The organism is Streptomyces sp. NPDC002884, assembly GCF_040295245.1.
In the GTDB taxonomy this organism is placed as follows: Bacteria; Actinomycetota; Actinomycetes; order Streptomycetales; family Streptomycetaceae; genus Streptomyces.
In genome coordinates this window covers 107072-120978 of the sequence record NZ_JBEOVB010000029.1, presented here as the reverse complement: position 1 = coordinate 120978, position 13907 = coordinate 107072, and the positions used below count along the sequence as shown (strand labels likewise).

Sequence of the window (13907 nt, the reverse complement as noted above, 5' to 3'; positions counted from 1 at the left end):
GCCGGAACCATCAGGTTCCGGCCACCCCGGCGGCACGTTTCTGCTGAGCTCTGCCGGGCCGCGGGGGCCTCAGCCCTCCTCGTGGGAGACCGCGCGGCGCGCGTCCGCGTCCAGGACGCCCCAGCTGATCAGCTGCTCGGTCAGGACCGAGGGCGACTGGTCGTAGATGACGGCGAGAGTGCGCAGGTCGTCCTGGCGGATCGACAGCACCTTGCCGTTGTAGTCGCCGCGCTGCGACTGGATCGTGGCCGCGTACCGCTGCAGGGGGCCCGCCTTCTCGACCGGCACGTGGGCCAGTCGCTCCAGGTCCAGGACCAGCTTCGGCGGCGGCTCGGCGGCCCCGCCCGGAGTGGTTCCCGGCAGCAGTTCCTGCACCGGGACGCCGTAGAAGTCCGCCAGCTCGGCGAGGCGCTGCACGGTCACGGCGCGGTCGCCGCGCTCGTACGAACCGACCACGACCGCCTTCCAGCGTCCCTGGGACTTCTCCTCGACACCGTGGAGGGAAAGGCCCTGCTGGGTGCGGATCGCCCGGAGCTTGGCCCCGAGCTGTTTGGCGTATTCGCTGGACATATAGCTCCCCGGCACTGGGTCGACGCGGCGTGAGCCGCGTGCTGGTAACTCACTGTGAGGTTACGCAGCGTGATTCTTCTGAGTCAAGCCGAATGGTCCACACCGACGCTTCCGTGGTACCGGTGGCTGATTACGCCAAGGGGGTGATCGGGGCGGTGTCCCGGCCTGCTACCGTAGATGGCGCAAATCCGACGTCCTTTAAGGTCCGTCCCGTGAGGCGGAGAAGGAGGTCCGTTTCATATGGACACGCAGGACACCCAGCAGGACATTCAGCAGGACTCCCGGCAAGCCGATGCGCGGCCCGTTCTCGAAGGCCCCGACATCGCGCGTGTGCTGACCCGCATCGCCCACGAGATCGTCGAACGCGCCAAGGGCGCCGACGACGTGGTGCTGCTCGGCATCCCGACCCGTGGCGTCTTCCTCGCCCGGCGGCTCGCCGCCAAGCTCGAGGAGATCACCGACCGCCGGATTCCGGTCGGCTCCCTCGACATCACCATGTACCGCGACGACCTGCGCATGCACCCGCCGCGTGCGCTGGCCCGCACCGAGATCCCCGGTGACGGCCTGGACGGCAAACTGGTCGTCCTCGTCGACGACGTGCTCTTCTCCGGCCGCACCATCCGCGCCGCCCTCGACGCCCTGAACGACCTCGGGCGCCCGCGCGCGGTCCAGCTCGCGGTCCTCGTCGACCGCGGCCACCGGGAACTGCCCATCCGCGCCGACTACGTCGGCAAGAACCTCCCCACGTCGTTGCGGGAGACGGTCAAGGTCCAGCTCGCCGAGGAGGACGGTCGCGACACCGTGCTGCTCGGTGTGAAGCCGGCCGCCCAGCAGTAGCACGCGCGCGTGCGGCCCTCGGTGCCGTGCGCCTCACAGCCGTGCCCTGCACGTCCGTGATCTCCCCATGTCTGAACTGCCTTACGGAGCCTGACAGATGCAGCGTCATCTCATCTCGGCCGCCGACCTCACCCGCGACGACGCCGTCCTGATCCTCGACACCGCCGAGGAGATGGCCCGGGTCGCCGACCGGCCCATCAAGAAACTGCCGACCCTGCGCGGCCGCACGATCGTCAACCTCTTCTTCGAGGACTCCACGCGCACGCGCATCTCCTTCGAGGCCGCCGAGAAGCGCCTGTCCGCGGACGTCATCAACTTCTCCGCCAAGGGGTCGTCGGTGTCCAAGGGCGAGTCCCTGAAGGACACCGCGCAGACCCTGGAGGCCATGGGCGTCGACGCGGTCGTCATCCGGCACGGCGCCTCCGGGGCGCCGTACCGGCTGGCCACCTCCGACTGGATCGACGCCGTCGTCATCAACGCGGGCGACGGCACCCACCAGCACCCCACCCAGGCCCTCCTGGACGCCTTCACGATGCGCCGCCGACTGGTCGGGCGGGACGCCGGGCTCGGCCAGGACCTCGCAGGCAAGCGCATCACCCTCGTCGGCGACGTGCTGCACAGCCGGGTGGCCCGCTCCAACGTCGACCTGCTGCACACGCTCGGCGCCGAGGTCACCCTGGTCGCCCCGCCCACCCTGGTGCCGGTCGGCATCGAGACCTGGCCGTGCGAGGTGTCGTACGACCTCGACAGCACGCTGCCCAAGTCCGACGCGGTGATGATGCTGCGGGTGCAGCGCGAGCGGATGAACGCCGCGTTCTTCCCGACCGAGCGCGAGTACTCGCGGCGCTACGGCCTCGACGGCGACCGCATGGCGCGGATGCCCGAGCACGCCATCGTCATGCACCCCGGCCCGATGGTCCGCGGCATGGAGATCACCGCCGAGGTCGCCGACTCCGAGCGCTGCACCGTCGTCGAACAGGTCGCCAACGGCGTCTCCATCCGGATGGCCGTCCTCTACCTGCTTCTGGGCGGCAACGAACCCGCCGTCAGCCACGCCCGCACCACCGAGGAGAAGTAAGAACCATGAGCAAGATCCTGATCCGTGGTGCGAAGGTGCTCGGCGGTGAGCCGCAGGACGTGCTGATCGACGGCGCGGTCATCGAGGCCGTCGGCGCGGGGCTGTCCGCCGAGGGGGCCGAGGTCGTCGAGGCCGGCGGCAAGGTGCTGCTGCCGGGCCTGGTCGACCTGCACACCCATCTGCGCGAGCCGGGCCGCGAGGACTCCGAGACGGTGCTCACGGGCACCCGCGCGGCCGCTTCCGGCGGCTTCACGGCCGTGTTCGCCATGGCCAACACCTTCCCCGTGGCCGACACGGCCGGAGTGGTCGAGCAGGTCTACCGGCTGGGGCAGGAGCACGGCTACTGCGACGTGCAGCCGATCGGCGCGGTCACGGTCGGCCTGGAGGGCCGCAAGCTCGCCGAGCTGGGCGCCATGCACGAGTCGGCGGCCGGCGTCACCGTCTTCTCCGACGACGGCAAGTGCGTCGACGACGCCGTGATCATGCGCCGGGCCCTGGAGTACGTGAAGGCCTTCGGCGGGGTCGTCGCCCAGCACGCCCAGGAGCCGCGGCTGACCGAGGGTGCCCAGATGAACGAGGGCGTCGTCTCCGCCGAGCTGGGGCTCGGCGGCTGGCCGGCGGTGGCCGAGGAATCGATCATCGCCCGGGACGTCCTGCTCGCCGAGCACGTCGGCTCCCGGGTCCACATCTGCCACCTCTCCACCGCCGGGTCGGTCGAGATCGTCCGCTGGGCCAAGTCCCGCGGCATCGACGTCACCGCCGAGGTCACCCCGCACCACCTGCTGCTCACCGACGAGCTGGTGCGCAGCTACGACCCGGTCTACAAGGTGAACCCGCCGCTGCGCACCGAGCGGGACGTGCGCGCCCTGCGCGAGGCGCTCGCCGACGGCACCATCGACATCGTCGCCACCGACCACGCCCCGCACCCGCACGAGGACAAGGACTGCGAGTGGGCCGCCGCCGCCATGGGCATGGTCGGCCTGGAGACCGCGCTGTCGGTGGTCCAGGAGACGATGGTGGAGACGGGCCTGCTGGACTGGGCCGGGGTCGCGAGCCGGATGTCGTTCAAGCCCGCCCTGATCGGGCGGGCCAAGGGCCACGGGCGCCCCGTCTCGGCAGGTGAGCCCGCCAACCTCACGCTCGTCGACACGGAATACCGTGGGTCGGTGGACCCCGCGGGCTTCGCCTCGCGCAGCCGGAACACCCCGTACGAGGGGCGTGAGCTGCCGGGCCGTGTCACGCACACGTGGCTCCGGGGCAAGGCCACGCTCGTCGACGGGAAGCTCACGTGACATCTGCTGCACTACTGCTGGCGGCCGAGAAGGAATCGGCCGAAGTGACCGACTGGGCCGCGCGGATCGGCTGGGTGGTCGGTCTCGGCCTCTTCGTCGCGCTCGTCTACTGGCTGATGCGCGAGGGCTGGAAGTGGCGCGGCACGCTCCAGGGCGACCTCCCGGAGCTCCCCACCGCGCCGGACGACCCCGGTCCGGTGAGACTGGGCATGAGCGGGCGCTACCACGGCTCCACCACCGCCGGACAGTGGCTGGACCGCATCGTGGCGCACGGCCTGGGCACCCGCAGCAGGGCCGAGCTCACCCTGACGGCGGCGGGACTGGACGTCGTACGCCCCGGCGCGACCGACTTCTTCGTCCCGGCCGCCGCACTGCGCGAGGCCCGGCTCGACAAGGGCATCGCCGGCAAGGTCCTCACCGAGGGCGGCCTGCTGGTGGTGACCTGGGCGCACGGCGACAAGCTGCTCGACTCCGGCTTCCGCTCGGACCACGCGGCCGAGCACGGCGAGTGGGTCGACGCCATCAACTCCATGATCGACAAGACGGAAAACCCGACGGAAACGGAAGGCGCACGATGACGACCTCCACCAGGGGAACCACCAGGGTTCCCGCCGTACTCGTCCTGGAGGACGGCCGGATCTTCCGCGGCCGTGCCTACGGGGCCGTGGGGGAGACCTTCGGCGAAGCGGTGTTCTCCACCGGTATGACCGGCTACCAGGAGACCCTCACCGACCCGTCGTACGACCGCCAGATCGTCGTCGCGACCGCCCCGCAGATCGGCAACACCGGCTGGAACGACGAGGACGACGAGTCGGGCCGCATCTGGGTCTCCGGCTACGTCGTGCGCGACCCCGCGCGCGTGCCCTCCAACTGGCGCGCCACCCGCTCCCTGGACGACGAGCTCGTCACCCAGAACGTCGTCGGCATCTCCGGCATCGACACCCGCGCGCTCACCCGTCACCTCCGCGAGAGCGGCTCGATGCGCGCCGGGATCTTCTCCGGTGAGGCGGTCCGCCCGGAGACCGAGCTCCTCGCACGCGTGCAGGCCCAGCCGCACATGAAGGGCGCGAGCCTCTACGAGGAGGTCGCCACCAAGGAGGCCTACGTCGTCCCCGCGGTCGGCGAGAAGCGCTTCACCGTCGCCGCCATCGACCTCGGCATCAAGGGCATGACCCCGCACCGCATGGCCGAGCGCGGCATCGAGGTGCACGTGCTTCCGGCGACGGCCTCGGCGGCGGAGGTGTACGCCGTCGGCCCCGACGGCGTGTTCTTCTCCAACGGCCCGGGCGACCCGGCCACCGCCGACGGTCCGGTCGCGCTGATGACCGAGGTGCTGGAGCGCAGGACGCCGCTGTTCGGCATCTGCTTCGGCAACCAGATCCTCGGCCGCGCCCTCGGCTTCGGCACCTACAAGCTGAAGTACGGCCACCGCGGCATCAACCAGCCGGTCCAGGACCGTACGACCGGCAAGGTCGAGGTCACCGCGCACAACCACGGGTTCGCCGTGGACGCGCCGCTCGACAAGGTCAGCGAGACGAAGTTCGGCCGCGCCGAGGTCTCCCACGTCTGCCTCAACGACGACGTCGTGGAGGGGCTCCAGCTGCTCGACCAGCCGGCCTTCTCCGTCCAGTACCACCCCGAAGCGGCAGCGGGCCCCCACGACGCCGCCTACCTGTTCGACCGCTTCGTATCCCTGATGGAGGGCCAGCGTGCCTAAGCGCACCGATATCCAGTCCGTCCTGGTCATCGGCTCCGGCCCGATCGTCATCGGCCAGGCCGCCGAGTTCGACTACTCCGGCACCCAGGCGTGCCGCGTCCTGCGGGCCGAGGGCCTGCGGGTCGTCCTGGTGAACTCCAACCCGGCGACGATCATGACCGACCCGGAGATCGCCGACGCCACCTACGTCGAGCCGATCACCCCGGAGTTCGTCGAGAAGATCATCGCCAAGGAGCGCCCCGACGCGCTGCTGCCCACCCTGGGCGGCCAGACGGCCCTCAACACGGCGATCTCGCTCGCCGAGAACGGCGTCCTGGAGAAGTACGGCGTCGAGCTGATCGGCGCCAACGTGGAGGCCATCAACAAGGGCGAGGACCGCGACCTGTTCAAGGGCGTCGTCGAAGAGGTCCGCCGCAAGATCGGGCACGGCGAGTCGGCCCGCTCGGTCATCTGCCACACCATGGACGAGGTCATCGCCGGCGTCGAGACGCTCGGCGGCGGCTACCCGGTCGTCGTGCGCCCCTCCTTCACCATGGGCGGCGCCGGCTCCGGTTTCGCCCACGACGAGGAGGAGCTGCGCCGCATCGCCGGCCAGGGCCTCACGCTCTCGCCGACCACCGAGGTGCTCCTGGAGGAGTCCATCCTCGGCTGGAAGGAGTACGAGCTGGAGCTCATGCGCGACAAGCACGACAACGTCGTGGTCGTCTGCTCCATCGAGAACTTCGACCCCATGGGCGTGCACACCGGCGACTCGATCACCGTCGCCCCGTCGATGACGCTGACCGACCGCGAGTACCAGATCCTGCGCGACATCGGCATCGCCGTGATCCGCGAGGTCGGCGTGGACACCGGCGGCTGCAACATCCAGTTCGCGGTGAACCCCGAGGACGGCCGCGTCATCGTCATCGAGATGAACCCGCGCGTCTCGCGGTCCTCGGCGCTCGCCTCCAAGGCCACCGGCTTCCCGATCGCCAAGATCGCGGCCAAGCTCGCCGTCGGCTACACCCTCGACGAGATCCCGAACGACATCACGCAGGAGACCCCGGCCTCCTTCGAGCCGACGCTCGACTACGTGGTCGTGAAGGTCCCGCGCTTCGCCTTCGAGAAGTTCCCGAGCGCCGACTCCACGCTGACCACGACCATGAAGTCGGTCGGCGAGGCCATGGCCATCGGCCGCAACTTCACCGAGGCCCTGCAGAAGGCGCTGCGGTCGCTGGAGAAGAAGGGCAGCCAGTTCACCTTCGTCGGCGAGAGCGGCGACAAGGACGAGCTGCTGCGCGAGGCGGTCCGCCCGACCGACGGCCGCATCAACACCGTCATGCAGGCCATCCGCGCGGGCGCCACGCCCGAGGAGGTCTTCGCGTTCACGAAGATCGACCCCTGGTTCGTCGACCAGCTCTTCCTCATCAAGGAGACCGCCGACGAGCTGGCCGCCGCCGACCGGCTGGACGTCGAGCTGCTCGCCGAGGCCAAGCGGCACGGCTTCTCGGACCAGCAGATCGCCGAGATCCGCGGGCTGCGCGAGGACGTCGTCCGTGAGGTCCGGCACACGCTGGGCATCCGCCCGGTCTACAAGACGGTCGACACCTGCGCCGCCGAGTTCGCCGCGAAGACGCCGTACTTCTACTCCTCCTACGACGAGGAGACCGAGGTCTCGCCCCGCGAGAAGCCCGCGGTGATCATCCTCGGCTCGGGCCCGAACCGCATCGGCCAGGGCATCGAGTTCGACTACTCCTGCGTCCACGCCTCCTTCGCGCTGTCCGACGCCGGGTACGAGACCGTGATGGTCAACTGCAACCCGGAGACCGTCTCCACGGACTACGACACCTCCGACCGCCTGTACTTCGAGCCGCTGACGCTCGAGGACGTGCTGGAGATCGTCCACGCGGAGTCGCTGGCCGGTCCGATCGCCGGTGTGATCGTGCAGCTCGGCGGCCAGACCCCGCTGGGCCTGGCGCAGGCGCTGAAGGACAACGGCGTGCCGATCGTCGGCACCTCGCCCGAGGCCATCCACGCGGCCGAGGACCGGGGCGCCTTCGGGCGGGTGCTCGCCGAGGCCGGTCTGCCGGCCCCGAAGCACGGCACGGCCACCACCTTCGCCGAGGCCAAGGCCATCGCGGACGAGATCGGCTACCCGGTCCTGGTGCGGCCCTCGTACGTGCTCGGCGGCCGCGGCATGGAGATCGTCTACGACGAGACCCGGCTGTCGTCCTACATCGCCGAGTCGACCGAGATCAGCCCCACCCGGCCGGTGCTCGTCGACCGCTTCCTCGACGACGCCATCGAGATCGACGTCGACGCGCTCTACGACGGCGAGGAGCTGTACCTCGGCGGGGTCATGGAGCACATCGAGGAGGCCGGCATCCACTCCGGCGACTCGGCGTGCGCCCTGCCCCCGATCACCCTGGGCGGCTTCGACATCAAGCGTCTGCGGGCCTCCACGGAGGCGATCGCCAAGGGCGTCGGTGTCCGCGGCCTGATCAACATCCAGTTCGCGATGGCGGGCGACATCCTCTACGTCCTGGAGGCCAACCCGCGGGCGTCCCGTACGGTCCCCTTCACCTCGAAGGCGACCGCGGTGCCGCTGGCGAAGGCCGCCGCCCGGATCTCGCTGGGCGCGACCGTCGCCGAGCTGCGCGCCGAGGGGCTGCTCCCGGCGACCGGCGACGGCGGTGAGCTGCCGCTGGACGCGCCGATCTCCGTCAAGGAGGCCGTGATGCCGTGGACCCGCTTCCGGGACACCTCCGGCCGCGGTGTGGACACCGTGCTCGGCCCCGAGATGCGCTCGACCGGCGAGGTCATGGGCATCGACTCCGTCTTCGGCACGGCGTACGCCAAGTCGCAGGCCGGCGCGTACGGCCCGCTGCCCACCAAGGGCCGCGCCTTCATCTCGGTCGCCAACCGCGACAAGCGCTCGATGATCTTCCCGGCCCGTGAGCTGGTCGCGCACGGCTTCGAGCTGCTCGCCACCTCCGGCACGGCCGAGGTCCTCAGGCGCAACGGTCTCAACGCGAGGGTCGTGCGCAAGCAGTCCGAGGGCACCGGCCCGAACGGCGAGAAGACCATCGTCCAGCTCATCCACGACGGCGAGGTCGACCTCATCGTCAACACCCCGTACGGCACCGGTGGCCGCCTCGACGGCTACGAGATCCGTACGGCGGCCGTGGCGCGGTCCGTGCCGTGCCTGACGACGGTCCAGGCGCTCGCCGCGGCCGTCCAGGGCATCGACGCCCTCAACCACGGGGACGTGGGCGTCCGCTCACTCCAAGAACACGCGGAACACCTGACCGCGGCCCGCGACTAGCAGCCCGCAGGGGGACACCGGAAACGGTGTCCCCCTCTTCATGACACCTCTTCGCGAGGCTCCTTGGAGGACATGATCATGTACAAGCAATTCTTCCGGCTGTTCTTCCAGCGGATGGACCCCGAGCGCGCCCACCACCTGGCCTTCCGCTGGATCCGGCTCGCCGTCCGGATCCCGGTGCTGCGCACGTTCGTCGCGGCCGCCCTGGCCCCCCGCTACCGGGAACTGCGCACCGAGGCCTTCGGGCTGCGCATGCACGGCCCCTTCGGACTCGCCGCCGGCTTCGACAAGAACGCCGTCGCGATCGACGGGATGTCGATGCTGGGCTTCGACCACGTCGAGATCGGCACGGTCACCGGTGAGCCGCAGCCCGGCAACCCCGCCCAGCGGCTGTTCCGGCTCGTGAAGGACCGGGGGCTCATCAACCGGATGGGCTTCAACAACGAGGGCTCGCTGGCCGTCGCCGCGCGCCTGGCCTCCCGTACGCCCGTCTTCAAGCCCGTCGTGGGCGTCAACATCGGCAAGACCAAGGTCGTCCCGGAGGAGGAGGCCGTCGGCGACTACGTGAAGTCGACCGAGCGGCTCGCGCCGTACGCCGACTACCTGGTCGTCAACGTGTCCTCGCCGAACACGCCGGGGCTGCGCAACCTCCAGGCCACCGAGGCGCTGCGGCCGCTGCTGAGCGCCGTGCGCGAGGCCGCCGACCGTGTCGTGACCTCGCGGCGGGTCCCGCTGCTGGTCAAGATCGCCCCGGACCTGGCCGACGAGGACGTCGACGCGGTCGCCGACCTGGCCGTGGAGCTCGGTCTGGACGGAATCATCGCCACCAACACCACCATCGCGCGCGAGGGACTCGGTCTGAAATCCGAACCCTCGCTGGTGAAGGAGACCGGCGGACTGTCCGGCGCCCCCCTCAAGGCCCGCTCCCTCGAGGTGCTGCGCCGCCTCTACGCGCGCGTGGGCGACCGCGTCACCCTCGTGGGCGTCGGGGGCGTGGAGGACGCCGAGGACGCCTGGCAGCGCATCCTGGCCGGCGCCACGCTGGTCCAGGGGTACAGCGCCTTCATCTACGAGGGGCCCTTCTGGGGCCGTGCGATCCACAAGGGCCTCGCCGCCCGCCTGCGGACGAGCCCCTACGCCACTCTCGCCGACGCGGTCGGCGCCGACGTGAGGAAGACGGCATGACCCTGGAGCCCTTCGGCGCGCGGCTGCGCCGGGCCATGGACGAGCGTGGCCCGCTCTGCGTCGGCATCGACCCGCACGCCTCCCTGCTCGCCGAGTGGGGCCTGAACGACGACGTGGCCGGCCTGGAGCGGTTCAGCCGCACGGTCGTCGAGGCGACGGCCGACCGGGTCGCGCTGCTGAAGCCGCAGAGCGCCTTCTTCGAGCGGTTCGGCTCGCGCGGGATCGCCGTCCTGGAGAAGACCGTGCAGGAGGCGCGGGCGGCCGGCGCCCTGGTCGTGATGGACGCCAAGCGCGGTGACATCGGCTCGACCATGGCCGCGTACGCCGAGTCCTTCCTGCACAAGGACGCCCCCTTGTTCTCCGACGCCCTCACCGTGTCGCCGTACCTCGGTTACGGCTCGCTGTCCCCGGCGGTGGCGGCGGCGCGCGAGAGCGGCGCCGGGCTGTTCGTGCTGGCGCTGACCTCCAACCCGGAGGGCGGCGAGGTCCAGCACGCGGTACGGGCCGACGGGCGCGACGTGGGCGCGACGATGCTGGCGCACCTGGCCGCGGAGAACGCGGGGGAGGAGCCGCTGGGCTCCTTCGGCGCGGTCGTCGGCGCCACACTGGGCGACCTCTCGGCGTACGACCTCGACATCAACGGTCCGCTCCTGGCGCCCGGAGTCGGCGCCCAGGGGGCTACCCCGGCCGACCTCCCGCGGGTCTTCGGGTCCGCGGCGCGCAATGTCGTACCGAACGTGAGTCGGGGTGTGTTGCGTCACGGTCCCGACGTCGTCGCTCTGCGTGACGCCGTGGATCGATTCGCGCGAGAGGTCAGGGCGGCCGTGGACGCCGCCTGAAGGGCGTCGGCCGCCCGACCGGGGGCTCGGTCGGGAGGCTCGGCGGCGACTTGAGTCTGGATACATCCTCAAATCCAGGGCACTATGTCCTAAATGTCCGGCACTGCGGAGGCTGACCAGGACTTTTCCTCTGTTCTCGCTGACTCTGGCGGAGTTGGCCGCTAGTCTCCGACGGAGAGTGAACGGGCAGCGTGTTTTGCTCGTAGCTCATCAGGTGAGGGGCGACCAGGTTCCTCACCGGTCCGTATCCGACAGTTCGACATCCGAGGTGACGTAGGCGTGGCTCTTCCGCCCCTTACCCCCGAACAGCGCGCAGCCGCGCTCGAAAAGGCCGCCGCGGCTCGCCGGGAGCGGGCCGAGGTCAAGAATCGACTGAAGCACTCCGGCGCCTCGCTTCACGAGGTCATCAAGCAGGGTCAGGAAAACGACGTCATCGGCAAGATGAAGGTCTCCGCCCTCCTGGAGTCGCTCCCGGGCGTGGGCAAGGTCCGCGCCAAGCAGATCATGGAGCGACTCGGCATCTCCGAGAGCCGCCGCGTGCGCGGCCTCGGTTCCAACCAGATCGCGTCCCTGGAGCGTGAGTTCGGCAGCACCGGCTCCTGATTCCCGGGTGCCGCGGGAAGGGAGTCCCGGGCACTCCAGGATTGCTGGAATAATCGCTGCATGGCAGTAAAACTCCGGGGGACGACCCCCGAAACCCCGGACGCACGTCCGCGGCTGACCGTGCTCTCCGGCCCCTCCGGGGTCGGCAAGAGCACGGTCGTCGCTCATATGCGCAAGGAACACCCCGAAGCCTGGCTCTCGGTGTCGGCGACGACCCGTAGGCCGCGGCCCGGTGAGAAGCACGGAGTCCACTACTTCTTCGTCACCGACGAGGAGATGGACAAGCTGATCGCCAACGGCGAGCTGCTCGAGTGGGCCGAGTTCGCGGGCAACCGCTACGGCACTCCGCGCACGGCGGTGCTGGAGCGCCTGGAGTCGGGCGAGCCGGTCCTCCTGGAGATCGATCTCCAGGGCGCCCGGCAGGTCCGCGAGTCCATGCCCGAGGCCCAGCTGGTGTTCCTGGCCCCTCCCTCCTGGGAGGAACTGGTGCGCAGGCTCACCGGGCGGGGCACCGAACCGCCCGAGGTGATCGAGCGCCGCCTGGCGGCGGCGAAGATCGAACTCGCGGCCGAGCCGGAGTTCGACGTGACGCTGGTCAACACCTCCGTCGAGGACGTCGCGCGTGAGCTGCTAGCCTTGGTCGATGTTGTGTGATTGCGAACCTGTGATCACGACCGGTCTTTTCCCATCCATCGGAAGGTAGAGCGTGTCCTCTTCCATCTCCGCGCCCGAGGGCATCATCAACCCGCCGATCGACGAGCTCCTCGAGGCCACCGACTCGAAGTACAGCCTCGTGATCTACGCGGCCAAGCGAGCCCGCCAGATCAACGCGTACTACTCGCAGCTCGGCGAGGGCCTCCTCGAGTACGTCGGTCCGCTCGTGGACACCCACGTCCACGAGAAGCCGCTCTCGATCGCCCTCCGCGAGATCAACGCCGGCCTGCTGACCTCCGAGGCCGTAGAGGGCCCCGCTCAGTAGTATTTTCGGTTCGCAGTTGGTTTTTCCACAGGCCCGGCAGCACAGCTGCCGGGCCTGTGGTGTCTGATGGACTCGTACGCAGGGAGCCGAGGCGTGCGTTTTCCGAGGTCCGGGGAGAAATGGTGGACAAGCCGAAGGTCGTTCTGGGGGTCAGTGGTGGCATCGCCGCCTACAAGGCCTGTGAGCTGCTGCGCAGACTGACCGAGTCGGGCCACGACGTCCGGGTGGTCCCCACCGCCTCCGCGCTGCACTTCGTCGGCGCCGCCACCTGGTCCGCGCTCTCCGGCCACCCCGTCTCCACGGAGGTCTGGGACGACGTCCACGAGGTCCCGCACGTCCGCATCGGCCAGCACGCCGACCTGGTGGTCGTCGCCCCGGCCACGGCGGACATGCTCGCCAAGGCCGCCCACGGCCTCGCCGACGACCTCCTCACCAACACCCTCCTGACGGCCCGCTGTCCGGTCGTCTTCGCTCCCGCGATGCACACCGAGATGTGGGAGCACCCGGCCACCCAGGAGAACGTGGCGACACTGCGTCGCCGGGGCGCCGTCGTCGTCGAACCGGCCGTCGGCCGCCTCACCGGCGTCGACACCGGCAAGGGCCGGCTGCCCGACCCGGCCGAGATCTTCGAGGTCTGCCGCCGGGTCCTGGCCAGGGGAGTGCGTGAACCCGACCTCGTCGGCCGGCATGTCGTGGTCAGCGCCGGCGGCACCCGCGAGCCCCTCGACCCGGTCCGCTTCCTCGGCAACCGCTCCTCCGGCAAGCAGGGCTACGCCCTCGCCCGCACCGCCGCCGCCCGGGGCGCCCGTGTGACGCTGATCGCGGCGAACACCGGCCTGCCCGACCCGGCCGGGGTCGACATCGTCCAGGTCGGCACGGCCGTGCAGCTGCGCGAGGCGGTCCTGAAGGCGGCGGCGGACGCCGACGCGGTCGTCATGGCGGCCGCCGTGGCCGATTTCCGGCCGGAGACGTACATGGCCGGAAAGATCAAGAAGCAGGACGGCAGGGAACCGGACCCCATCGTTCTCGTGCGGAATCCGGACATCCTCGCGGAGGTCTCCGCCGACCGGGCGCGCTCCAACCAGGTGGTTGTCGGCTTCGCCGCGGAGACCGACGACGTCCTGGCCAACGGCCGGTCCAAGCTCCGGCACAAGGGCTGTGATCTGCTGGTGGTGAACGAGGTGGGGGAGCGCAAGACCTTCGGCTCCGAGGAGAACGAAGCCGTCGTGCTGGGCGCCGACGGCACCGAAACACCCGTGCCGTACGGGCCCAAGGAGGCCTTGGCCGAAACCGTGTGGGACCTGGTGACGCGGCGGCTGACCTGACGGTTTGATGCGCTTCCCCGTCCTCCTCCCCCTCGGTCGATTCGGGCGTGGCGCCCCTGGCCAACGGTGCTCGGCATTCGGCAGAATGCCCGTGCCGCAGGTCACAGCGCTCCCGAGAGGCGAGACGGGTGGGCCGGTGGTGGGGCACGACCGATAAACTGTTCTCGGACGACGCCGG

Annotated in this window: 13 protein-coding genes; 12 read left to right on the top strand and 1 reads right to left on the bottom strand. The window is 70.3% G+C overall.

The window, feature by feature from the left end; translation table 11 throughout:
* Nucleotides 1-69: 69 nt before the first annotated feature.
* On the bottom strand, nt 70-570 hold the full coding sequence (gene bldD, locus ABT070_RS36455) for a transcriptional regulator BldD (protein ID WP_020128858.1): 501 nt from the start codon (nt 568-570) through the stop codon (nt 70-72).
* Nucleotides 571-810: 240 nt separating this feature from the next.
* Here bldD and pyrR point away from each other — a divergent pair, with 240 nt between their 5' ends.
* From pyrR to coaBC, 12 genes are all read left to right on the top strand, one after another.
* The gene (gene pyrR, locus ABT070_RS36450) at nt 811-1407 is read left to right on the top strand and encodes a bifunctional pyr operon transcriptional regulator/uracil phosphoribosyltransferase PyrR (RefSeq protein WP_351767180.1); all 597 of its coding nucleotides are present in this window, start codon (nt 811-813) and stop codon (nt 1405-1407) included.
* Nucleotides 1408-1504: 97 nt separating this feature from the next.
* Nucleotides 1505-2485 carry an aspartate carbamoyltransferase catalytic subunit gene (locus ABT070_RS36445; RefSeq protein WP_351767179.1) on the top strand — a complete coding sequence of 327 codons (981 nt, stop codon included), beginning with the start codon at nt 1505-1507 and terminating at the stop codon, nt 2483-2485.
* A gap of 5 nt (nt 2486-2490) precedes the next feature.
* The gene (locus tag ABT070_RS36440) at nt 2491-3777 is read left to right on the top strand and encodes a dihydroorotase (protein ID WP_351767178.1); all 1287 of its coding nucleotides are present in this window, start codon (nt 2491-2493) and stop codon (nt 3775-3777) included.
* Entirely contained in the window at nt 3774-4355 is a 582-nt protein-coding gene (locus tag ABT070_RS36435; RefSeq protein WP_351767177.1) for a PH-like domain-containing protein, read from the top strand. Before ABT070_RS36440 ends, ABT070_RS36435 begins: the two co-directional genes overlap by 4 nt.
* Nucleotides 4352-5494 (top strand): glutamine-hydrolyzing carbamoyl-phosphate synthase small subunit, encoded by a 1143-nt coding sequence (gene carA / locus ABT070_RS36430; RefSeq protein WP_351767176.1) that lies wholly within the window; start codon nt 4352-4354, stop codon nt 5492-5494. The genes ABT070_RS36435 and carA overlap by 4 nt, the downstream gene beginning before the upstream one ends.
* The gene (gene carB / locus ABT070_RS36425; protein ID WP_351767175.1) at nt 5487-8798 is read left to right on the top strand and encodes a carbamoyl-phosphate synthase large subunit; all 3312 of its coding nucleotides are present in this window, start codon (nt 5487-5489) and stop codon (nt 8796-8798) included. Before carA ends, carB begins: the two co-directional genes overlap by 8 nt.
* Before the next feature lie 78 nt (nt 8799-8876).
* The gene (locus tag ABT070_RS36420; protein WP_351767174.1) at nt 8877-9983 is read left to right on the top strand and encodes a quinone-dependent dihydroorotate dehydrogenase; all 1107 of its coding nucleotides are present in this window, start codon (nt 8877-8879) and stop codon (nt 9981-9983) included.
* The gene (pyrF, locus tag ABT070_RS36415) at nt 9980-10822 is read left to right on the top strand and encodes an orotidine-5'-phosphate decarboxylase (RefSeq protein ID WP_351767173.1); all 843 of its coding nucleotides are present in this window, start codon (nt 9980-9982) and stop codon (nt 10820-10822) included. Before ABT070_RS36420 ends, pyrF begins: the two co-directional genes overlap by 4 nt.
* A 279-nt stretch (nt 10823-11101) precedes the next feature.
* Nucleotides 11102-11425, top strand: a complete 324-nt coding sequence (locus ABT070_RS36410) for an integration host factor (protein WP_003977346.1) — start codon at nt 11102-11104, stop codon at nt 11423-11425.
* Between the two features lie 60 nt (nt 11426-11485).
* A complete protein-coding gene (gene gmk, locus ABT070_RS36405) occupies nt 11486-12079 on the top strand; it encodes a guanylate kinase (protein ID WP_351767172.1) in 594 nt (197 codons plus the stop codon).
* A gap of 52 nt (nt 12080-12131) precedes the next feature.
* Nucleotides 12132-12404: a DNA-directed RNA polymerase subunit omega gene (rpoZ, locus tag ABT070_RS36400; RefSeq protein ID WP_003988945.1), complete on the top strand. Its 273-nt coding sequence runs from the start codon at nt 12132-12134 to the stop codon at nt 12402-12404.
* A 122-nt stretch (nt 12405-12526) separates the two neighbouring features.
* The gene (gene coaBC / locus ABT070_RS36395; protein ID WP_351767188.1) at nt 12527-13729 is read left to right on the top strand and encodes a bifunctional phosphopantothenoylcysteine decarboxylase/phosphopantothenate--cysteine ligase CoaBC; all 1203 of its coding nucleotides are present in this window, start codon (nt 12527-12529) and stop codon (nt 13727-13729) included.
* Nucleotides 13730-13907 lie beyond the last annotated feature (178 nt).

Bases quoted from the DNA above. Each gene is read 5' to 3' on its own strand.
- bldD (WP_020128858.1), bottom strand. From the start codon at position 570: ATGTCCAGCGAATACGCCAAACAGCTCGGGGCCAAGCTCCGGGCGATC.
- pyrR (WP_351767180.1), top strand. From the start codon at position 811: ATGGACACGCAGGACACCCAGCAGGACATTCAGCAGGACTCCCGGCAA.
- ABT070_RS36445 (WP_351767179.1), top strand. From the start codon at position 1,505: ATGCAGCGTCATCTCATCTCGGCCGCCGACCTCACCCGCGACGACGCC.
- ABT070_RS36440 (WP_351767178.1), top strand. From the start codon at position 2,491: ATGAGCAAGATCCTGATCCGTGGTGCGAAGGTGCTCGGCGGTGAGCCG.
- carA (WP_351767176.1), top strand. From the start codon at position 4,352: ATGACGACCTCCACCAGGGGAACCACCAGGGTTCCCGCCGTACTCGTC.
- ABT070_RS36420 (WP_351767174.1), top strand. From the start codon at position 8,877: ATGTACAAGCAATTCTTCCGGCTGTTCTTCCAGCGGATGGACCCCGAG.
- pyrF (WP_351767173.1), top strand. From the start codon at position 9,980: ATGACCCTGGAGCCCTTCGGCGCGCGGCTGCGCCGGGCCATGGACGAG.
- gmk (WP_351767172.1), top strand. From the start codon at position 11,486: ATGGCAGTAAAACTCCGGGGGACGACCCCCGAAACCCCGGACGCACGT.